Source organism: Pseudonocardia lutea, assembly GCF_042658055.1.
Taxonomy (GTDB): domain Bacteria; phylum Actinomycetota; class Actinomycetes; order Mycobacteriales; family Pseudonocardiaceae; genus Pseudonocardia; species Pseudonocardia lutea.
The window spans coordinates 86364-106533 of sequence record NZ_JBHSQK010000012.1 but is presented as its reverse complement, the minus strand read 5'-3'; the positions used below and the strand labels follow the sequence as shown (position 1 = coordinate 106533).

The 20170-nt window shown below is 74.9% G+C and carries 17 protein-coding genes and 1 pseudogene; 6 read left to right on the top strand and 12 right to left on the bottom strand.

Annotated features, from left to right (window positions below; translation table 11 throughout):
* Position 1: 1 nt before the first annotated feature.
* From ACFQH9_RS08070 to ACFQH9_RS08045, 6 genes are all read right to left on the bottom strand, one after another.
* Positions 2-1291 (bottom strand): MFS transporter, encoded by a 1290-nt coding sequence (locus ACFQH9_RS08070; RefSeq protein ID WP_379565283.1) that lies wholly within the window; start codon positions 1289-1291, stop codon positions 2-4.
* Positions 1292-1465: 174 nt separating this feature from the next.
* Positions 1466-2899, bottom strand: a complete 1434-nt coding sequence (locus ACFQH9_RS08065; RefSeq protein ID WP_379565282.1) for an MmgE/PrpD family protein — start codon at positions 2897-2899, stop codon at positions 1466-1468.
* Positions 2896-3723: a cyclase family protein gene (locus ACFQH9_RS08060; RefSeq protein WP_379565281.1), complete on the bottom strand. Its 828-nt coding sequence runs from the start codon at positions 3721-3723 to the stop codon at positions 2896-2898. The genes ACFQH9_RS08065 and ACFQH9_RS08060 overlap by 4 nt, the downstream gene beginning before the upstream one ends.
* The gene (locus tag ACFQH9_RS08055; protein ID WP_379565280.1) at positions 3720-4658 is read right to left on the bottom strand and encodes an HpcH/HpaI aldolase/citrate lyase family protein; all 939 of its coding nucleotides are present in this window, start codon (positions 4656-4658) and stop codon (positions 3720-3722) included. The genes ACFQH9_RS08060 and ACFQH9_RS08055 overlap by 4 nt, the downstream gene beginning before the upstream one ends.
* A complete protein-coding gene (locus ACFQH9_RS08050; RefSeq protein WP_379565279.1) occupies positions 4655-5869 on the bottom strand; it encodes a CaiB/BaiF CoA transferase family protein in 1215 nt (404 codons plus the stop codon). The genes ACFQH9_RS08055 and ACFQH9_RS08050 overlap by 4 nt, the downstream gene beginning before the upstream one ends.
* Positions 5866-6711 (bottom strand): IclR family transcriptional regulator, encoded by an 846-nt coding sequence (locus ACFQH9_RS08045; RefSeq protein ID WP_379565278.1) that lies wholly within the window; start codon positions 6709-6711, stop codon positions 5866-5868. Before ACFQH9_RS08045 ends, ACFQH9_RS08050 begins: the two co-directional genes overlap by 4 nt.
* 163 nt (positions 6712-6874) lie before the next feature.
* On the opposite strand from ACFQH9_RS08045, the gene ACFQH9_RS08040 reads away from it, so the two are divergent.
* The 4 genes from ACFQH9_RS08040 to ACFQH9_RS08025 all read left to right on the top strand — a co-directional run bounded on the left by ACFQH9_RS08040 (position 6875) and on the right by ACFQH9_RS08025 (position 13560).
* Positions 6875-8260 (top strand): FAD-dependent oxidoreductase, encoded by a 1386-nt coding sequence (locus tag ACFQH9_RS08040; RefSeq protein ID WP_379565277.1) that lies wholly within the window; start codon positions 6875-6877, stop codon positions 8258-8260.
* The gene (locus tag ACFQH9_RS08035; protein ID WP_379565276.1) at positions 8257-9735 is read left to right on the top strand and encodes a dihydroorotase; all 1479 of its coding nucleotides are present in this window, start codon (positions 8257-8259) and stop codon (positions 9733-9735) included. Before ACFQH9_RS08040 ends, ACFQH9_RS08035 begins: the two co-directional genes overlap by 4 nt.
* A gap of 86 nt (positions 9736-9821) precedes the next feature.
* Positions 9822-11915 (top strand): RecQ family ATP-dependent DNA helicase, encoded by a 2094-nt coding sequence (locus tag ACFQH9_RS08030; protein ID WP_379565275.1) that lies wholly within the window; start codon positions 9822-9824, stop codon positions 11913-11915.
* Positions 11916-13101: 1186 nt separating this feature from the next.
* Positions 13102-13560, top strand: a complete 459-nt coding sequence (locus tag ACFQH9_RS08025) for a DUF6918 family protein (RefSeq protein WP_379565274.1) — start codon at positions 13102-13104, stop codon at positions 13558-13560.
* Between the two features lie 190 nt (positions 13561-13750).
* Here ACFQH9_RS08025 and ACFQH9_RS08020 read toward each other — a convergent pair whose 3' ends face one another.
* Complete coding sequence (locus ACFQH9_RS08020) at positions 13751-14068, bottom strand: hypothetical protein (protein WP_379565273.1); 318 nt, start codon at positions 14066-14068, stop codon at positions 13751-13753.
* A 155-nt stretch (positions 14069-14223) separates the two neighbouring features.
* Here ACFQH9_RS08020 and ACFQH9_RS08015 point away from each other — a divergent pair, with 155 nt between their 5' ends.
* Positions 14224-14667, top strand: a complete 444-nt coding sequence (locus ACFQH9_RS08015) for a nitroreductase/quinone reductase family protein (protein ID WP_379565272.1) — start codon at positions 14224-14226, stop codon at positions 14665-14667.
* On the opposite strand, the gene ACFQH9_RS08010 is transcribed toward ACFQH9_RS08015, so the two are convergent.
* The 5 genes from ACFQH9_RS08010 to rplU all read right to left on the bottom strand — a co-directional run bounded on the left by ACFQH9_RS08010 (position 14633) and on the right by rplU (position 19299).
* Positions 14633-15823 carry a methyltransferase domain-containing protein gene (locus tag ACFQH9_RS08010; protein WP_379565271.1) on the bottom strand — a complete coding sequence of 397 codons (1191 nt, stop codon included), beginning with the start codon at positions 15821-15823 and terminating at the stop codon, positions 14633-14635. The genes ACFQH9_RS08015 and ACFQH9_RS08010 overlap by 35 nt on opposite strands.
* Before the next feature lie 44 nt (positions 15824-15867).
* Entirely contained in the window at positions 15868-17001 is a 1134-nt protein-coding gene (proB, locus tag ACFQH9_RS08005; RefSeq protein WP_379565270.1) for a glutamate 5-kinase, read from the bottom strand.
* A gap of 55 nt (positions 17002-17056) precedes the next feature.
* Positions 17057-18628 carry a GTPase ObgE gene (gene obgE / locus ACFQH9_RS08000; RefSeq protein WP_379565269.1) on the bottom strand — a complete coding sequence of 524 codons (1572 nt, stop codon included), beginning with the start codon at positions 18626-18628 and terminating at the stop codon, positions 17057-17059.
* Positions 18629-18719: 91 nt separating this feature from the next.
* The gene (rpmA, locus tag ACFQH9_RS07995) at positions 18720-18977 is read right to left on the bottom strand and encodes a 50S ribosomal protein L27 (protein ID WP_037043345.1); all 258 of its coding nucleotides are present in this window, start codon (positions 18975-18977) and stop codon (positions 18720-18722) included.
* Positions 18978-18990: 13 nt separating this feature from the next.
* Positions 18991-19299: a 50S ribosomal protein L21 gene (gene rplU, locus ACFQH9_RS07990; protein ID WP_379565268.1), complete on the bottom strand. Its 309-nt coding sequence runs from the start codon at positions 19297-19299 to the stop codon at positions 18991-18993.
* Positions 19300-19511: 212 nt separating this feature from the next.
* Here rplU and ACFQH9_RS07985 point away from each other — a divergent pair.
* Positions 19512-20170: pseudogene (locus ACFQH9_RS07985) on the top strand (hypothetical protein); the annotation flags it as partial.

The following is a 20170-nucleotide window of genomic DNA, read 5'->3' as shown; positions in this document are numbered from 1 at the left end:
GTCAGGCGGTGGTGGCGGTCGTGCGGGTCGCGGCGGCGCCGACCGTCCGGGCGGGCTCGCGCGGCACCAGCAGCATCAGCAGTGCCCCGCCGACGGCGAGCACGGCCATCACGACGAAACCGCTGGTGAACGAGCCGGTGCCGGACACGATGAAACCCATGACCGACGGCGCCACGATGCCGGACGACGCGAAGGCGGCGTCGGCGAACCCGGCGGCGCTGCCCGGCTGGTCGGGGGCGGCGTCGATCGAGGCCACCCACCAGATCCCGCCGGTGACGAAGCCGAAGCCCACGCCGCAGGAGATCGAGATGATCGCGACGGTCAGGCTGGGCACGAGCAGCATCGGGATCAGCGAGCACCCGGCCAGCAGCAGGGCCACGCCCATGACCGCGAAGCGGCTGCGGATCCGCGGGCTGCGCCGGTACACCCGGTCGACGACGACGCCGCCGACGATCGCGCCGACCACCCCGGCCGCCCAGGGCGCGACCGAGAAGGCGCCGGCCTGCTTGAGGCTCAGCCCGTAGGCGCTGGAGAAGAAGGTCGGCAGCCAGTACATGAACGCCCAGAACATGAAGCCCCAGGCGAAGTAGCCGCCGGCGACGACCCAGAGGTTGCGGTTGGTGAGCAGCGGCCGCCACCGCACCGGGGCACGCTCCGGCCGGGCCTCGGCCTCCTGGCCCGCGGCGATGTAGGCGCGTTCGGCCGCGCTCACCCGCGGCGACTCGTCGGGCAGGTCGCGGAGCAGGGCCAGCGCGATCAGCGCCCACACGACGCCGAGGACGGCCATCGTCCAGAACATCCCCTGCCAGCCCAGCGCCCCGATCAGCCAGGTGAGCAGCGGCCCGGAGATCAGCAGGCTGCCGGAGACGGCGACGCCGCCGCAGAGCGCGAGGGCGACGCCGCGTTCGCGCACCGGCAGCCACCGGCTCACCGCACGGGTCGCGGCCGGGAAGGCCGGGGACTCGCCGATGCCCAGCAGCAGCCGCACGACCAGCAGCCCCGCGAAGGAGCCCGCCACCGGGATCAGGGCGACCGAGACGGAGAACAGCATGACCGCGGCGAGCAGGATCTTGCGCGTGCCGAACCGGTCCACCAGCGGTCCGGAGACGAACGCGAAGACCATGTAGCCGACCGAGAAGACGCTGCTGATGATCCCGTACTGCGCGGTCGTGATCCCGAACGCCTGCTCCAGCGGCTGGACCGCGTAGGAGATGGCGCTCCGGTCCACGTAGTTGATGACGATCAGGGCGATGACCACCCCGATCGTCACGAAGCGGAAGCGACTCTGCATTTCCTGTTCCTCGGATTCCCCGGCCGCATCCCGAGACCGGCCGATGTCCGCGTCATTTCGTTCCTGCCAGCGGAACAATTCCGACGCTCCTTTGTGCGGGAATACTCCTCTATCTGCCGGCGATCGTCAATGATCAGCGACTTTCAATCGATACCGCGTCGAGCTTCGTTCCGTTCAGAGGAACAATTCGGGGCGGCGCAGGATCGCCAGGACGTCGCGGACGGGGCGGCCGTCCCGCAGCCCCCACACGGCGGCGACGACGTCGGCCGCGGCCCCGGGCACGAGCGCGCGCTCTGCGTTGCCGGTGAACTTGGTGGACAGCTCGTCGGCGGAGAGCGGGTTGACCGGGCCGCCGCGGTTGGCCCGGACCCGCTCGGTGACCGTGCGGCCGTCGGTCAGCTCGGCGGTCAGGACGGCCGGGAACTGGCGCGGGAACAGCGCCGTCGACTCCTCGTCGGCGACCACGCGCACGCGACCGGCCAGGTCGAGCCGGCGCGGGTCGGCGGCGGCCGCGTCGGTGAAGTCCTCGTGGAACACGCCCAGCCCGCCGCCGCCCAGCAACGCGGCGGCCACGGTGTACGGCCCGCTGAACGCCGCGTGGTAGCCCGAGCGCGGGCGCGCCTTGTCCTCGGGCGGCTCGGCGATCGTGCGCAGCACCGGGGCCGGGACGCCGAGGGTCAGGGCACGGACGTCGTCGGGCTCCACCCCGCGGGCGCGCAGCGCGAGCGCGGCGTCGATGCCGGCGTGGGTGAAGTGGTTGCAGGGGTAGGGCTTGTAGAAGATCCCGGGGGTCTCCCACTCCTCGCCGAGCCCGTCGGTCACCCGCTCGACGTGCACCTGGTCGCCGCAGAAGGCCTGCAGGAACCCGAACCGACCCTCGATCACGGTCGGCGGCCCGGTCAGGCCGTGCCGGGCGAGGTCCGCGGCGACGACGCCGGCGTGCGCGGCCCAGCCGCAGTGGACGCGCTTGATCGTGCCGCCGGTGCGGTTGGCCTCGATGACCCCGGCGCCCATGCTGGCGGCGATCCCGACGACCGAGGTGAGCTGCTCGGCGTCGAGCCCGGAGAGCATCCCGGAGGCCACGGCGGCGCCGATCGCGCCGCAGATGGCCGTGGCGTGCTGGCCCCGCTCGAAGAACACGGAGTTGCCCAGCTCCTCGTCGTAGCCGGCCATGCCGAGCCGGCACGTCACCTCGATGCCGACCGCGGCGGCGGCCAGCATCGCCGGGCCGGACGCCCGGACCCGCTCGGCCGTCGCGAGCGCCGCCGGGACCACCGACGACGACGGGTGCAGCACGGAGGGCAGGTGCGTGTCGTCGAAGTCGAGGGAGTGCGCGAGCGTGCCGTTGACCAGCGCGGCCGACGGGGCGGGCAGCGGCTCGGGCCGGCCGACGGCGGTGGCCTGGCCCCCGCCGCCCCACTCCCCCACGACGGCGCCGACGATCCGGGCCGGCTCCTCGCGGGTCGCCGCCAGGCAGTTGCCGAGGACGTCGACGGTGCGGGCGACGACGTCGTCGCCCAGCTCCGCGGAGACGCCGTCGGCGGCGATCCGGGCGGCGACCTCGCCGATCCGCTGGGCCGGGGTGCGGGTGGCAGTGGGGGCGCTCATGCGGCCACCACCGCGAGCGGGCGGACCGGCGCACCCGTGCCGCCGACGATGCGCAGCGGCGCGAAGACGGCCAGGAACTCACCGAGCCCGGCCGCGGCCGCGTCCTCGAGCGCGAGGTGCTCCACGATGTGGATGCCGTGCTCCACCAGCAGCACCCGGTGCACGGGCAGGACGCGGTGCCCGGCGCCGGCCGGGATCTGCTCGTAGGCGGTGGTGTCGGAGCCGGTGGCGACCACGCCGCGCTCGGCGAGCCACCGCGCCCCGTCCACGGTCACGCCGGGCACGCCGGACTCCTTGCCGAGGTAGGCGGCCGCGTCGCCGAACAGCCGGCCCCAGCCGGTCCGGACGAGCGCGACGTCGCCGCGGCCGGGCTCGGCGCCGGCCCGCCCGGCCGCGGCGGCGAGATCCTCGGCCGTGACGCCGTAGCCGCCCTCGAGGGTGTCGACGCCGTGCACCGCGGCCACGTCGAGCAGCACGCCGCGGGTCACCATCGGCGGGATGGTCTCGGCGCCGTGCGCGGTGTGCTTCCCGCCGCGCTGCGCCTCGGCGGCGTCGATCCCGCCGTGCAGCAGGCCCTCGTGGCTGACGTGGGCGAGCGCGTCGACGTGGGTGCCGACGTGCCCGCCGGTCACGATGACCTCGTTCGACGCCGAGCCCCCGTCGGGCCGGACCGCGTCGCCGTGCCGGCGCTCGAGCGTCATCCGGAAGCCGGGGTGGTTGGGCGAGCTGGGCATGCCGGTGTAGAGCGGGTGCCCGAGCTCGATCACGCGGGTGCCGGCGCGGACCGCGTCCAGCAGCGCGGATCCCGTCGTGGTGGCGGTCATGGGAGCTCCTTCCCGGCGCGCGCGGGGCGGCGGGCCGGTTCGCGGTCGGTCGGGTGGGGTCCGGAGACGGATCGGGTGTCGGGACCGCGGTCGGCGTCCGCGGCCACGGTCTCGGCGAGCTCGACGACCCAGCGCGCCCCGGCGACCACCGCGGGGTCGACGAACCGGCCCCGCGGGTCGACCCAGGCGGACTCGCCGGCCGTCTCGAGCGAGCCGAGCAGCTCGCGCGCCCGGGCCACCTCGTCCGGGTCGGGGGTGAAGGCCCGGTGGACGGGTTCGATCTGGGACGGATGGATGACGGAGCGGCCGAAGAAGCCGGCGTCGCGGGCGGCGGCGGAGTCGGCGGCGAGCCCCTCCGGGTCGCCGAGTGCGGTCCAGACACTGGCGACCGGGCTGGGCAGGCCGGCGGCGCGCGCCGCGACGACCACCCGTCCCCGCGCCCACTCCAGCCCGGCCCCGCGGACGCGGAGATCGGCGGCGAGATCGGCCTCGCCGAGGGAGAGACCGGCGACCAGCGGGTGGCAGCGGGCGAGCTCGAAGGCCCGCTCGACGCCCAGCGCGCTCTCCAGCAGGAGGTGCAGGGGGCGGCCCAGCCGGTCGGCCAGCGCGGCGACGGCGTCGGGGTCGTCCGCCTTGGGCACCCGGACGCCGTCGACCGGCGCGTCCCGGAGCGCGACGACGTCGTCGGCGGCCCAGGGCGTGCCGCTGCCGTTGATCCGCACCCACACCGGGAGCCGGCCCGGCGACACGGACGCCGCGGCCTCCCGGGCGGCGCCCTTCGCGTCGGCGGGGACGGCGTCCTCGAGGTCGAGCACCACGGCGTCGGCCGCGCCGGCCAGCGCCTTGGCCACGACCTCGGTCCGATGGGCCGGGACGTAGAGCCAGCTCCGCGCCCGGCCGAGCGCGGTGCGCGGGGCCGTCGCGGCGGCCGTCACACGACCCCCTCGGCGCGCAGCCGCTCCAGCTCGGCGGCGTCGACGCCGTAGCGGCCCAGGACCTCCGCGGTGTCGCGACCCAGCCGCGGACCGCTGCTGCGGACCCGGCCGGGCGTGGCCGAGAGCCGGAACGGCACGTTCTGGAACCGGATCGGGCCCAGCTCCTCGTCCTCGATCCGGACGATGCTGCCGAGCGCGGCGTACTGCGGGTCCTCCAGCACGTCGGCGGCGGTGTAGATCGGGGCGACCGCGGCCTCGGCCTTCTCGAAGGCCTCGACCACCTCGTCGCGGTCCCGCTCGGCGATCCAGGAACCGACCGCGGCGTCGAGCTCCTCGACGTGCTCGGCGCGCGAGGCCCCGGAGGCGAACCACGGCTCGTCGATCAGCTCCGGGGCGCCGACCAGGCGCATCACCCGCTCGGCGATCGACTGGGCACTGGTGGAGACGGCGACCCAGCGGCCGTCGGCGCAGCGGTAGGTGTTGCGCGGGGCGTTGTTGGTGGACCGGTTGCCGGTGCGCGGCTGCAGCACGCCGAGCTGGTCGTACCCGATGATCTGCGGGCCGAGCAGGTGCAGCAGCGGCTCGATGATCGCCATGTCGAGCACCTGCCCGCGGCCGGTGCTCTCGCGCGCCCGCAGCGCGGTCATGATGCCGAACGCCGTGGTCAACGCGGCGACGCCGTCGGCGAGACCGAAGGGCGGCAGGGTGGGCGGACCGTCGGGCTCACCGGTGATCGCGGCGAACCCGCTCATGGCCTCGGCCAGCGTGCCGAACCCCGGGCGCGACGCGTACGGGCCGAACTGCCCGAAGCCGGTGACCCGGGCGAGCACGAGCCGCGGGTTGCGCGCGGAGAGCTCCTCCCAGCCCAGGCCCCAGCGCTCCAGGGTTCCCGGACGGAAGTTCTCGATCACCACGTCGGCGTCGGCCGCGAGCTCGCGGAACAGCTCCTGCCCGCGCGGCGTGGACAGCACGAGCGTGACGGACTTCTTGTTGCGCGCCAGCATCTTCCACCAGAGGCCGACGCCGTCGCGCTGCACCCCGTGGGTGCGGGCGGGGTCCCCGCGCGGGTGCTCGATCTTGATCACCTCGGCGCCGTGGTCCCCGAGCAGGGTGGCGGCGAGGGGACCGGCGAAGAGCGTCGACGCGTCGAGGACCTTCAGGCCCTCCAGCGCGTCCGGTCCGGCGCCGGGCAGGGGTGCGGGTGCGGTCATGACGTCCTTCCGGCCGCGGCGGGCGCCGCGTGGGTGCGAGCAGGGGTGCGAGGGGCGGTGCGGGCGGGACGGGCGTGCGCGCGGTCGGCGAGCCGGGCGGAGACCCGGCCGGCGGCCGCGACGACCTCGGGCGCGGTGGCCGTGACGAACTCGTCGGTGACCCGGAACCGGGGGCCGCAGACGGAGACCGCGCCGATCACGTCGCCCGACGGACCGAAGACCGGGGCGGCGACCGAACCGGCGTCGGCCTGCCGTTCACCGGCGGAGGCCGCGTAGCCGCGCTCCCGGATCCGGTCGAGCTCGGCGTGGAGCACGTCGGGCTCGGTCAGGGTGGCGGCGGTCAGCGACGGCAGCGCGCCGGAGAGCACCGCGTCGATCTCGTCCGGGGAGGCGAAGGCGAGCATGCACTTGCCGGACGAGCCGGCGTGCAGCGGGAACCGCCGCCCGATCTCCACGGACATCGTGATCTCGTGCGTGCCGACGACCTGGTCGAGGTAGACCCGGCCGCCGTGCACCTTGGCGCTGACCGTCGCGGTCTCCCCCAGGCGGTCGCGCAGGTCGACCAGGTGGGGCAGCGCCGCGGAGCGCAGGTCGGAGTCGCGCAGCGCGCGGCCGCCGAGCGCCGCGGCGGCGGGCCCCAGCCGGTACTCGCGGCTCACCGGGTCGTAGGCGATCAGCCCGCGCCCGGTGAGCGACTGCAGGATGCGGTGCACGACCGCCTTCGACAGCCCGAGCTCGCGGGCCACGCGGGTGACCCCGAGCGTCGGCGGGCCGTCGGTGAACAACAGCAGCACGTCCGCCACCCGCTCGGTGGCTCCGGTGCCGCCGGACGTCTCGGCCATGCGCCCCTCCCGTCGTCCCGCTCGACGGAACAAAGACTGAGCCGCGGGTCCGCTCGATGTCAAGCGATCCGTGACAGGGCCTTGCATAAGTCCAGGTGGAGTGGTCTCATCGCTACACCCTACGAGGTCCGATGCTGTTTCTTTCAGCGGAACGGAGGTCCGGGTGACGGACGTCGACCTGGTGATCGCCGGGGCGGGCGGCGGTCTCGCCGGCGCGGCCCGCGCCGCACAGCTGGGGCTCGACGTGCTGGTGGTCGAGGCCAACCCGCACTTCCTGCGCGGCAACAACACCTCGATGTCGACGGCGATGGTCCCGGGCCCGGGATCGCGGTTCCAGGCCGCCGCCGGGATCGAGGACTCCCCCGCCCGTTTCCTGGCCGACGTCCGGTCCAAGACGCACGGCACGGCCGATCCCGTGGTCGCACGGGCGCTCGCCGAGGTCGGCGCCGAACTGGTCGAATGGCTCGCCGACCACGTCGGCATGCCGATCGAACTGCCCACCGACTTCCACTACCCCGGCCACTCCGTCCCACGCGTGCACACGGTCCCGGGTCGGCACGGCTCGGCCCTGCTCAGGTACCTGTCCGACGCCGTGACGGCGTCGCCGCGGGTCGACGTCCTCGCTCCCTGCCGGCTCGTCGACGCCCCACCCGGGCCGGACGGGACCCGGGTCGCCGTCGTCGAGCATCCGGACGGGGCCCGCGAGGAGATCGGGGCCCGCGCGGTCCTGCTGGCCACCAACGGTTTCGGCGCCGACCCGGAGCTCGTCCGGACCCACCTGCCCGAGATCGCCGGCGCCCACTACCACGGCAGCGAGCACTCCCGCGGCGACGCGCTGCGGATCGGCACCGCGCACGGCGCCGCGACCGGCTGCCTGGACGCCTACCAGGGGCACGCCGGGCTGTCGGCGAAGGCGCAGACCCTGCTGACCTGGACCGCCGTGATGCACGGCGCGGCGGTCGTCGACGGGTCGGGCCGCCGCTTCGGCGACGAGACCACCGGCTACTCGGAGTACGCCGCGACCCTCGCCGCGCGGCCCGGCGGCCGCGGGTGGATGGTGTACGACGGGCGGATCGACGCCCTGTGCCGCACGTTCACCGACTACCTCGACGTCCGCTCCGCCGGGGCGGTCCGCACCGGCGCGACCGTCGCCGAGCTCGCCGAGGCCACGGGCCTGCCGGCCGGCGCACTGGCCGAGGAGATCGACGCCCTGGCCGCGGTCGCCCGGGGCGAGGCGGCGGACCGCTTCGGCCGCGCGGTCGAGGCGCCGCTCGCGAGCCCGTTCCACGCCGTGGAGATCGTGCCCGCGCTCTTCCACACCCAGGGTGGCCTGCGCGTCGACGCCGACGCCCGGGTCCTCGACGCCGGCGGCGCACCGCTGCCCGGCCTCTACGCCTCCGGCGGGGCAGCGGTCGGGATCTCCGGCCACGGCGCCGCCGGCTACCTCGCCGGGAACGGGCTGCTGCCCGCGCTCGGCCTCGCCTACCTGGCCGCCGGGCACGTCGCCCGCGCGGCCGTTCCCTCCGTCGAAGAAGGTGCAGCCCGATGACCCAGCCCGACCTGATCATCCGCGACGTCCAGGTCGTCCGGCCCGGCGGCGGCGATCCGCAGCACGGTGACATCGCCGTGACCGACGGGCGGGTGTCCGAGGTCGCGCCCCGAATCGAGGTGCCCGAGGGGACCGCCGTCCACGAGGGCCGCGGCCGGCTCGCCTTCCCGGGCGTGGTCGACGCGCACCAGCACTGGGGCATCTACAACCCGCTGGCCGAGGACACCGCCACCGAGAGCCGCGCCTGCGCGCAGGGCGGTGTGACGACCTCGCTGACCTACATGCGGACCGGGCAGTACTACCTCAACCGCGGCGGCAGCTACGCCGAGGTCTTCCCGGAGGTGCTGGCCGCGTCCGAGGGCCGCTCGTACGTCGACTACGCCTTCCACCTCGCCCCGATGCAGCGCTCGCACATCGACGAGATCCCGGCGCTGGTCCGCGACCACGGCGTGACCTCGTTCAAGATCTTCATGTTCTACGGCAGCCACGGCCTGCACGGTCGCTCGGCCGACCAGAACTCCTTCCTCATGATCCCCGAGGGCGAGCGCTACGACCTGGCGCACTTCGAGTTCGTCATGCGCGGCATCCAGGCCGCCCGCGAGGCGAACCCGGAGATCGCCGACCAGATCTCGCTGTCGCTGCACTGCGAGACCGCCGAGATCATGACCGCGTACACCAGGCTCGTCGAGGAGGAGGGCCGGCTCACGGGCCTCGAGGCCTACAGCGCCTCCCGCCCGCCGCACTCCGAGGGCCTCGCGGTCACCATCGCCTCCTACCTCGCGCACGAGACTCAGCTGCCCACGATCAACCTGCTGCACCTGTCGTCGGCCAAGGCGATGGAGGCGGCGATGACGATGCAGCGCGCCTTCCCGCACGTCGACTTCCGTCGCGAGGTGACCATCGGGCACCTGCTCGCCGACGTGACGACCGCCGACGGCATCGGCGGCAAGGTCAACCCGCCGCTGCGCCCGCGCGCGGACGTCGAGGCCCTGTGGGAGCACCTGCTGGCCGGCGACGTCAGCTGGGTCGTCTCCGACCACGCCTGCTGCAAGGAGGAGACCAAGTTCGGCTCCGGCGGCACCGACAAGGCGGACGTGTTCGCGGCCAAGTCCGGCTTCGGCGGCACCGAGTACCTCCTGCCCGGCCTCGTCGGCGAGGGTCGCAAGCGCGGGCTCTCGATGTCCCGCGTGGCCGAGCTGACCGCGTGGAACCCGGCGCAGCGGCTCGGGCTGCCGACCAAGGGCGACATCGCCCCCGGCTTCGACGCCGACATCGCCCTCGTCGACCCGGACCGCTCGTACGTGGTCGACCCGGCGGCCTCGGAGTCGACGCAGGAGTACACGCCGTTCCGCGGGATGGAGATCGGCTCGACGGTCACCACCACCTTCCTGCGCGGCCGCCCGGTCTACGACGACGGGAAGGTCGTCGGCGAGCCGACCGGGCGCTACCTGCACCGGCCCACCGGCCGGCCCTGACGGCGGTCGGACGGGCCCCGCGGTTCCGCGCGCCGGATCCGCGGGGCCCGTCCGGTTCTGTCGGGGGGTGCCGCCACCATGGGGTGGTGACCACGACGGAACAGGACCTGCGCTCCCGCGCCGAGGAGCTGCTGCAGACCCTCGCGGGTGAGGGCGCCCGGCTGCGCGAGGACCAGTGGCGGGCGATCCACGCCCTCGTCGCCGAGCGCCGGCGCGCGCTGGTCGTGCAGCGCACCGGGTGGGGCAAGTCCGCGGTGTACTTCCTGGCCACGGCGCTGCTGCGGGAGCAGGGCGCGGGGCCCACGGTGATCGTGTCGCCGCTGCTCGCGCTCATGCGCAACCAGATCGACGCGGCCACCCGGGCCGGGATCGTGGCGGTCACGGTCAACTCGGCGAACCTCGACGAGTGGGAGCAGACCTACGCCGAGATCGCCGCCGGCGAGGTCGACGTGCTCCTCGTGAGCCCGGAGCGGCTGAACAACCCGGACTTCCGGGACCGCGTGCTGCCCGAGCTGACCCGGACCGCGGGCATGCTGGTGGTCGACGAGGCGCACTGCGTGTCCGACTGGGGGCACGACTTCCGGCCCGACTACCGCCGGCTGCGGGCACTGATCGCCGACCTGCCCGAGGGCATCCCGGTGCTGGCCACCACGGCCACGGCGAACGACCGCGTGGTCACGGACGTGACCGAGCAGCTGGGGTTGCAGTCCGGCTCGCCGCTCGTCCTGCGCGGGTCGCTGGACCGCGCCTCCTTACGGTTGTCGGTGGTGGACATCGCGTCCCCCGCGGACCGGCTGGCCTGGCTCGCCTCGCGGCTCGAGGAGCTGCCGGGCGCGGGCATCGTCTACACACTGACCGTGCAGGCGGCCGAGGAGGTCGCCGAGTTCCTGCGCGAGCGCGGGTACGCGGTGCGCGCCTACACCGGCAAGACGGACGCCGAGGAGCGGCTCGACGCCGAGGCCGACCTGTTGGCGAACCGGGTGAAGGCGCTGGTGGCGACGTCGGCGCTCGGGATGGGCTTCGACAAGCCGGACCTCGGGTTCGTCGTCCACCTCGGCGCGCCCTCCTCCCCCGTGGCCTACTACCAGCAGATCGGCCGGGCCGGACGCGCGCTGGACCGGGCCGAGGTGGTGCTCCTGCCCGGCCGCGAGGACCGGGAGATCTGGGCGTACTTCGCCTCGCTGGCCTTCCCGCCCGAACCGCTGGTGCGGCAGACCCTGGCCGCGCTGTCCGAGCAGCCGCTCTCCACCGCCGCGCTGGAGACGCGGGTCGACCTGTCCCGCACCCGGCTGGAGATGCTGCTCAAGGTCCTCGACTCGGACGGGGCGGCGAAGCGGGTCAAGGGCGGCTGGATCGGCACCGGCGCCGAGTGGGTCTACGACCGCGAGCGGCACCAGCGGATCGCCGCCGCCCGCAAGGCCGAGCAGCAGGCGATGCTCGACTACCTCTCCACGGACGAGTGCCGGCTGGTCTTCCTGCGCCGCCAGCTCGACGATCCGGACCCCACGCCGTGCGGCCGGTGCGACGTGTGCACCGGCACCGTCTGGTCGCCGGAGGTGTCCGCCGAGGTGTCCGCGGCGGCCGCCGAACGGCTCCGGAAACCGGGTGTGGAGATGGCGCCCCGCAAGATGTGGCCGAGCGGCATGAAGGAGCTGGGGGTCCCGGTGTCGGGCCGGTTGAAGGCGGACGAGCTCGCCGAGACCGGCCGGGCCGTCGGGCGGCTGTCGGACATCGGCTGGGGCACGCGACTGCGCGAGCTGCTGGCCGGTCCGGACCAGCCCGTCCCGGCGGACCTGCTCGACGCGGTGGTGCGGGTGCTCGCCGGCTGGGACTGGGCGCAGCGTCCGGTCGGGGTCGTCGGGATCGGGTCACGCACCCGCCCGAACCAGCTCGAGCATCTCGCCCGGCGGATCGCGGAGATCGGGCGGTTGCCGCTCCTCGGCATGCTTCCCCCCGCCGGGGAGCGTCCGGGCGCGCACGAGAACTCGGCACAGCGGCTGGCCGCGGTGTGGGAGGGGTTCGACACCGCCGCGCTGCCCGACCTCGCGGGCCTCGACGGGCCCGTCCTGCTGGTCGACGACCTGGTCGACTCGGGCTGGACCTTGACCGTCGCGGCCCGCGCGGTCCGCCGGGCGGGCGCTCCCGCGGTCCTCCCGCTCGCGTTGGCCCTGGCGGGCTGACCCGCTCTCCGAGGATGGGGGCCGGGCCTCGCCGCGGCGCCGGGCACCATGATCGCTGGTCGTGGACAGGAAGGGCCGAAAACCGACCTCTCTGCTCCACGACCGATGATCTTGGCGGCCGCTTCGGCCGTCACTCTCCCGGCGCCGCTGAGCACCATGATCGCTGGTCGTGGACCGGAAGGGTCGAGAATCGACCGCCCTGCTCCACGACCAGTGATCTTGCCGGCGGCTACGGCCGTCACTCTCCCGGCGCCGCTGAGCACCATGATCGCTGGTCGTGGACCGGAAGGGTCGAGAATCGACCGCCCTGCTCCACGACCAGTGATCTTGCCGGCGGCTACGGCCGTCACTCTCCCGGCGCCGCTGAGCACCATGATCGCTGGTCGTGGACCGGAAGGGTCGAGAATTGACCGCCCTGCTCCACAACCGATGATCTTGGCGGCCGCTTCGGCCGTCACTCTCCCGGCACTGCTGGGCACCATGATCACCGGTCGTGGACCGGAAGAGCCGAAATGCGACGGTCCTGGTCCACGACCGGTGACCTTGCTGGCGCTTCGGCCGTCCCCGGCGCGGAGCCGCTGTGCACCATGATCGCCGATCATGGACCGAGAAGGCCGGAATTCGACCGTCCTGCTCCACGACCGGTGGTCTTGCCCGGCGCCTCCGTGGTGGTGCCCGGTCGTCGACATGGAGGGGCCATGCTCGTGAGTCGGGCGGCGGGGGCCCGCGCCGCGGTCGTCGCTCCTCGAGCGTGAAGCAGTGCATCCCCGCCGGTGTCACAGAACGGCATGATCGCCGACCGTGGAGCGGGAAGGTCGAAATTCGACCGTTCTGCTCCACAACCGGCGATCTTGGCGGCTCGGCGGACCCGGAGCCGCTGATCACACTGATCGCCGAGCACGGAGCACGAGGGCCGGACCTCGACCGTCCTGCTCCAGGAGCGGTGATCTTGCCGGGCGCCACCGGGTGCACGGACCGGTGTTGTGCGGCTGCTGCACCGCAGGGGACCCAAAGGATGGAGGAGCGATCAGCTCGCAGGGTGAGCGCCCCGACCGGGTGCCGTGACCGACGCCCTACCGCACGGGCTGTGGCCGTGTGCTCACGGGGCCCGTCGGGGTGAATCACATCCGTGTAATACCTTCCGGTCTCGCCCGCACCGACTCCCCGTGAGAGAGGACGAGCCCCCGTGACGCAGACCCTCGAGACCATCCTCACCGACCCCGCGCGCCGGCCCGCCGTCGTCGCCGACCTGAACGAGCTCGTCGGGCAGGAGGTGAAGGACAAGGGCGGCATGTCCGGTGCCGCCGTCAAGCTCGGCTACCAGACCGTGTCGAAGATCAAGCCCGGTGTGGTGCCCGCCGCCGTGGACCGCATGCTGCCCCAGTTCGCCGGCGCCCTGCAGCCCTTCTACGCGGAGTACAAGGCGACCGCCGCCGGCGGCGACTTCGGCGCCTACCTGGCCGGCCGGCCGGAGGCCGCGGACGCGCTCCTCGGCGTCACCGACCGGCGGGCGGAGAACTCCAGCTCGGACGCCCTCAGGAAGGCCTACTCCAAGCTGCGCCCGAACGCCCGCAAGAACGTCGAGGAGGCCCTGCCCCGCCTCGGCAGCCTGATCGGCAGGCACGCCGCCTCCGCCGGCGCCTGATCCGACCCGGCGGACCGGTGGGGGCCCCGGGGCGCCGACGACGCCGCCCCGGCCCCGCCTCGGCACCGTGACCGGCAGGCACGCCGCCCGCCGGCGCCTGATCCGGCCCGGCGGACCGGCCCCGCCGCCCGTCCGTGCGGCGGACGCGCCGGTCGAGGCGGTGCGCCGACCGACGGAGCCGGCCGACGGCTCAGCGGCGCGACCCGACCTCGCTCAACAGGTCGGCGATCAGCCGCTCGGAGAGCCCGTCGGGCTCGCCGCGGAAGCCCTGGTCGGCGTAGTCGAGCAGCTCCGAGGCGATCAGCTGGCCCACCGTGCCGGGATAGCGGTCCAGCGCCACGCCCGCGGCCCGGCGGATCCGCAGCATGTCCTCGGTGTCGAGCCGCGGCGGCGAGGGCCCCACGGTCCACGGGCGCCGGGTCCGGATCGGCCCGCTCGTCCACCGGCCCACCGGCGGCTCCAGGACCACGCCCCCCGGCTCGTCCCGCCCGCTGTCCCCGACAGTCACGCCAGGGGTTCGCCCCTGCGCCGTCCGTCGTTACCCGGGCGGCACCCGGCCGCGCCACCCCGGCGGGGCGCAACCACCGGCCCGAGGCGCGGCCCGCGCCACATCCCGGCCGCGCCACCCCGGCGATGCGGAACCACCGGCCCTAGGCTCGGCCCGTGCCACATGATCTCGTGCTCAAGGGCATGAACGCCGCGCACCGCCTGCTGCTCAGGGCCACCGGCGGCCGGGTCGGCCACGACGCCGCAGGGATGCCCGTCCTCGAGCTGACGACCGTCGGGCGGCGCAGCGGCGAGCCGCGCTCGGTCCTGCTCACCGCCCCGCTGGTCGAGGGCGAGACCCTCGTGGTGGTCGCGTCGCGCGGCGGCGACGACCATCATCCGGCCTGGTTCCTCAACCTGCGCGACCACCCCGAGGTGCAGGTCGCGGTCCGCGGCGGGCCGCGGGAGCCGCGCCGCGCGGAGATCGTCGGGCCGGACGAGCGGCCCGTGCTGTGGGAGCGCATCGCCTCCCGCCACCGCAACTACGCCGGCTACCAGCGCCGCACCGACCGGGAGATTCCCCTGGTCAGGCTCGTGCCGGTGCCACCACCAGCCGGCTGAGCTCCTTCTCGACGACCGCACCCTCCCCCGGCAGCGCCGCTCCGGCGGGCACGGCGAGGATCCGCAGGTCCGCGGCGTGCGGGCAGCCGGCGGCGTACCAGGCGTCGATGCCGGCGCGCAGCCGGCGCACGGCCGTCTCGCCCTGCGCCCCGAAGGCGCGCACCCCGGACGGCTCGGTGACCAGGGCGGCGAGCCCGTCCGGCACGGCGACGGCCACCGTCGCGCGCCCCTGCCCGGTCGGGACGAGCCAGTACCCGGGCGGGTCCTCGGCGTCGCTCGTCAGCAGGCGCAACGCGCCGGGGACGGTCAGCATGAGCCACAGGCCCAGCCCGTCCCACACGTCCGCGCGCTCGAGGGCCCCGGCCGACCGGTGCAGCTTCCCCGGCTCGTCGAGCATCGTGGCGACCAGGTCGAGATCGGGCTGGGCGCCCTCGGGGACCTGCGCGAGCCAGCCCGGCCGGACCGGCTCGGTCGCCTCCGGCCCCGCGCCGGCCCCGCGCAACCGGATGAACGCGCAGCTGCGTACCGACCGGCTCTCCAGCACCCCGTCGGGCCGCAGGTCGAAGGCCACGGACAGCTGGCTGCCGCCCACCGTGAGCGGCAGCAGCAGCCGCCCGCCCGGAGTGAGCTGGGCCACCCACTCGGGCCGGACGTCCCAGCTGCCGACCGTCAGCACGATGCGGTCGTAGGGGGCGGCGTCGGGCACGCCCAGGGCGCCGTCGCCGACGCGGAGGTCCACCCCCGTCACCCCGGCCTCGGCGAGATGCCGCGCGGCCCGCTCGACCAGCTCCTCGTCGATGTCCACGGACACCACGCGCCCGGACGGCCCGACGAGTCGGGTGAGCAACGCCGCGTTGTACCCGGTGCCCGCGCCGATCTCCAGGACCCGGTGCCCGGGCGCCGGCGCGAGCTGCTCGAGCATGATCGCCATCATCGACGGCTGCGACGCGGAGCTGGTCGCGACGCCGTCGACGACCTGGGTGGGCACGGCCTCGTCGGCGTAGGCGTCGGCGATCGGGACGCCGGGCAGGAACAGGTGCCGCGGCATCGCCAGGAAGGCCTCGACGACCGCCGGCGTGATCGCGCACCCGTGCGTCCGGAGGCCGCGCACGAGCCGCGCGCGGGCCTGCGCGGGATCGCTCCCCGGGTCGGTCATCCGCCGAGTCTGCCCCGCGGGACCGTCGTCTGCATCCGCCCCGGTCAGGAACCCGCGGACCGGTTCCGGAGGAGCACGAGATCGTCCGCGTGCACGATCTCCCGGCGGTAGTGGCGCGGCAGGTCGCTGGACCGCCTGCCGATGATGCCGGGCAGCTCGGAAGCGTCGTAGTTCACCACGCCCCGCGCCACGACCGTGCCGTGCGGGCCCGTCAGGTCCACGACGTCGCCCGAGACGAAGTCGCCCTCGACGCCGTGCACGCCGGGCGCGAGCAGCGAGCGCCGGCGCTCGACCACCGCGGTGACCGCACCCGCGTCGAGGTCAAGGCGGCCCCGGACGTCGGCGGCGTGCTTCATCCAGAACAGCCGGGCCGACATCCGCCGACCCGAGGCCCGGAAGGCGGTGCCGATCTTGGGCCCGCCGGTGTCGAGGGCGTCGGCGACCTCGTCGGCCGCGGCGAGCAGCACCGGGATGCCCGCGGCCGAGGCCATCGCCGCCGCGGTGATCTTGGTGGCCATCCCGCCGGTGCCGAGGCTGCCCGCGCCCGGCTTCGCCACGGTGACGGCGTCGAGGTCGGTGGGGGTGTCGACCTCGGCGAGCAGGGTCGAGCCGGGGCGGCGGGGATCGCCGTCGTAGAGCCCGTCGACGTCCGAGAGCAGGACCAGCGCGTCCGCCCCGACGATGTGCGCGACCAGCGCGGCGAGGCGGTCGTTGTCGCCGACCCGGATCTCGTCCGTGGCCACGGTGTCGTTCTCGTTGACGACCGGGATCACGTCGAGGCCCAGCAGCCGCTCCAGGGTGCGCTGGGCGTTGCGGTAGTGCGAGCGGCGGATCATGTCGTCCGCGGTGAGCAGGACCTGCCCGATCCGCTGGTCGTGACGCAGGAACGAGGCCGAGTAGGCGTGCGCGAGCAGCAGCTGCCCCACGCTCGCGGCGGCCTGCTGGGTGGCCAGGTCCCGGGGCCGCCGGGCCAGCCCCAACGGCGCCAGGCCGGCCGCGATCGCCCCGGAGCTGACCAGCACCACCTGCGAGCCGGCCGCGCGCCGGGCGGCGAGGGCGTCGACCAGCCGGTGCAGCCGGGCGGGATCGAGCCCGCCGGCCAGGCTGGTCAACGACGACGACCCCACCTTGACGACGACGCGGCGGGCGTCGCCGAGCAGCCTCCGGGTGTCGGTCACCGGAAGATCGTCCCGCGGGTCGGCACCTCCGGGCGACCGAGTTGCACCGCCGCGTTCATCGGGTCCCGTCCCCGTCGTCCCAGACCTCGAGCTCGTCGTCGCCGAGCTCGAAGAGCTGCTCGTCCGCCTCGTCGCCGGCGTCGTTGGTCCAGCGGGCCTCGTGGGCGTAGCTCGCGCCCTCGGCCAGCTCAGCGTCCGTGAGGTGGCGGCGGCGGGCGAGCTTGGCGAGCTTGCGCTCCGCGGCGGAGACACGGGTGCCCCCGCCCTCGACCCGCGCGTCCGTCCCGCGGCCGGACATGACCCGGGCGATCCCGGCCGGGGTGCTGGGCTGCCAGTCGAAGGTGACGTCGCCGATCGTGACCGGGCAGCCCGGCACGGCGCCGGCCTCGGCCAGCGCGTCCTCCACGCCGAGCCGGGCGAGCCGGTCGCCGAGGTAGCCGACGGCCTCGTCGTTGTCGAAGTTCGTCTGCCGGATCCAGCGTTCGGGCCGGCTGCCGCGCACCAGGAACCCGCCCTCGAGCTGCGGGTCCGGCTCGACGGTGAACCCGGCGTCGTCGACGGCCTGGGGGCGCAGGACGATCCGGGTCGGCTCGACCACGGGCTGGGCGGCCCGGTACGCCGCGACCTGCTCGCCCATCGCGAAGGCGAGCTCGCGCAGGCCCTTCCGGCTCGCGGTGGAGATCGGGAAGATCGGCCAGCCGAACCGCTCGCGCAGGTCCGCGGTCACGATCTCGACCAGGTCCGCGGCGTCGGGCACGTCGATCTTGTTCAACGCGATCAGCCGGGGCCGGTCGGCGAGGTCGCCGCCCAGCGCCGGGGTGTAGCGGGCGAGCTCGTCCTCGAGCGCCTGGACGTCCGCGACGGGATCGCGGCCGGGCTCGAAGGTCGCGCAGTCCACGACGTGCACCAGCACCGAGCAGCGCTCGATGTGCCGCAGGAAGTCCAGCCCCAGCCCGCGCCCCTCGGAGGCGCCGGGGATGAGCCCGGGAACGTCCGCGACGGTGAACACCTCGTCCCCCGCGGTGACCACGCCGAGCTGCGGGACCAGCGTGGTGAACGGGTAGTCCGCGATCTTCGGCCGGGCCGCGGACAGGGCGGCGACCAGCGAGGACTTGCCCGCCGACGGGAACCCGACCAGCCCGACGTCCGCCATCGAGCGCAGCTCGAGGGTCAGGTCGCGGGACTCCCCCGGCTCGCCGAGCAGGGCGAAACCGGGCGCCTTGCGCGCCTGCGAGGCCAGCGCGGCGTTGCCGAGCCCGCCGCGGCCGCCCTCCGCGGCGACGAACCGGGTGCCCGGGCCGACCAGGTCGGCGACGATCTCGCCGCGCTGGTCGAACACCACGGTGCCGTCCGGGACGCGCAGCTCGAGGTCCTCGGCGTTGGCGCCGGCGCGGAACCCGCCCTGCCCCTGCTTGCCGTTCTTCGCGACGGCGTGCGGGCGGTGGTGGAAGTCCAGCAGGGTGTGCACACCCGGGTCGACGACGAGCACGACGGACCCGCCGCGGCCGCCGTTGCCCCCGTCGGGGCCGCCGAGCGGCTTGAACTTCTCGCGATGGATCGACGCGCAGCCGTTGCCGCCCGCCCCCGCAGTGGCGTGCACGACGACCCGGTCGACGAACCGCGACATGACTGACTACTCCTCTACACACGACAACGGCGGACCTCCCGGGGCTTGCTCCCCGGGTGGCCCGCCGCGCGCGAAAACGGTGGGTCGGGCCTCAGGCCTCGACCGGAACCACGTTGACGACCTTGCGGCCGCGCTTGTGGCCGAACTGGACGGCACCCTCGACGAGCGCGAACAGCGTGTCGTCCCCACCGCGGCCGACGCCGTCGCCCGGGTGGAACTTGGTGCCGCGCTGGCGGATCAGGATCTCGCCGGCGTTGACGGTCTGCCCGCCGAACCGCTTGACGCCCAGCCGCTGAGCGTTCGAGTCGCGCCCGTTGCGGGAGCTGGACGCACCCTTCTTGTGAGCCATGGCGCAGGTCTCCTTACGCGCTGATGCCGGTGACCTGGACCTTGGTCAGCGGCTGACGGTGGCCCTGACGCTTGTGGTACCCGGTCTTGTTCTTGAACTTGTGGATGCGGATCTTCGGGCCCTTGGTGTGCTCGACGACCGTGGCGGTCACCGAGGCCTTGGCCAGCGCATCCGCGTCCGTGGTCAGCTTGTCGCCGTCCACGAGCAGCACGGCGGGGAGGCTGATCTCGGCGCCGGGCTCGCCGTCGATCTTCTCGACGGTCAGCACGTCGTCGACGGCCACCCTGTACTGCTTACCGCCGGTCTTGACGATCGCGTACATCGTTGACGCACGACTCCTGAAACTCTCGGGGGGACTCATGGGCGCCCAATCCCGATGAACACAGCACGGGGCGCACGCCGCAGCATCAGGGCCGCGGCTCCTTGACTCCCAGGGTACGGAACGGGAAATCGGAGGGTCAAACCGGGTCCCCCCCGGCCGATCCCTCGGGGCCGTCCTGCGCGCCGGCCCCGACGGACGAGGTGACCGCGACGGTGACCGTGCCGGCCGCGTCCCCCTCGCTCGGCGGACCGGCCGGGCGCGACGCCGCCCGCCGCGACCTGCGCGGACGGGAGGTGACGGTCGTGTCGTTCGCGGGCTCCGGCTGCGCGGGGGCCGCGGGTGCCGCGGGCGCGGACCCGGCCTCGGGCAGCGGGGCCGTGACGACAACGGGCTCGGCCGCCGTGCTCGGCGCGCCGGCCGAACGGGTGACCCGGCGGCGCTTGTCCGGCCGGGCCGGGGCGTCGGCCGTCCCGGTGGCCCCGGTGGTCCCGCTCACCTCGGTGGTGTCCGGGGCGGCCGGGGTGGCGGGGGTCTCCGGGGCGTGCCCGTTCGAGGTCGCGACGGGACCCGCGGGGGCCTCGCCGGACGCGGCGGCCGGAGCAGCCCCGGTCGACTCGGCCGGCCCGGCCTCGGTAAACGCCGGGTCCGGCGCCGTGCCCGAGGTCGCGGCCGACGCCGTGGATGCCGCCGGTGCGGTGTCCGGCGTGGTCCCCGGTGCGGTCTCCGGGGTCGCCTCAGAGGTCGCCTCCGGGGTCGCCTCCGGGGTCGCCCCCGCCGGGCCCGCGGGCTCCTCGGCCGGCGCCTCCGCCGTCACGACGACGGCCTCCGCGCCGCCCGCGCTGCCCGCCGGGCGCTCGGCGCGACGCCGCCC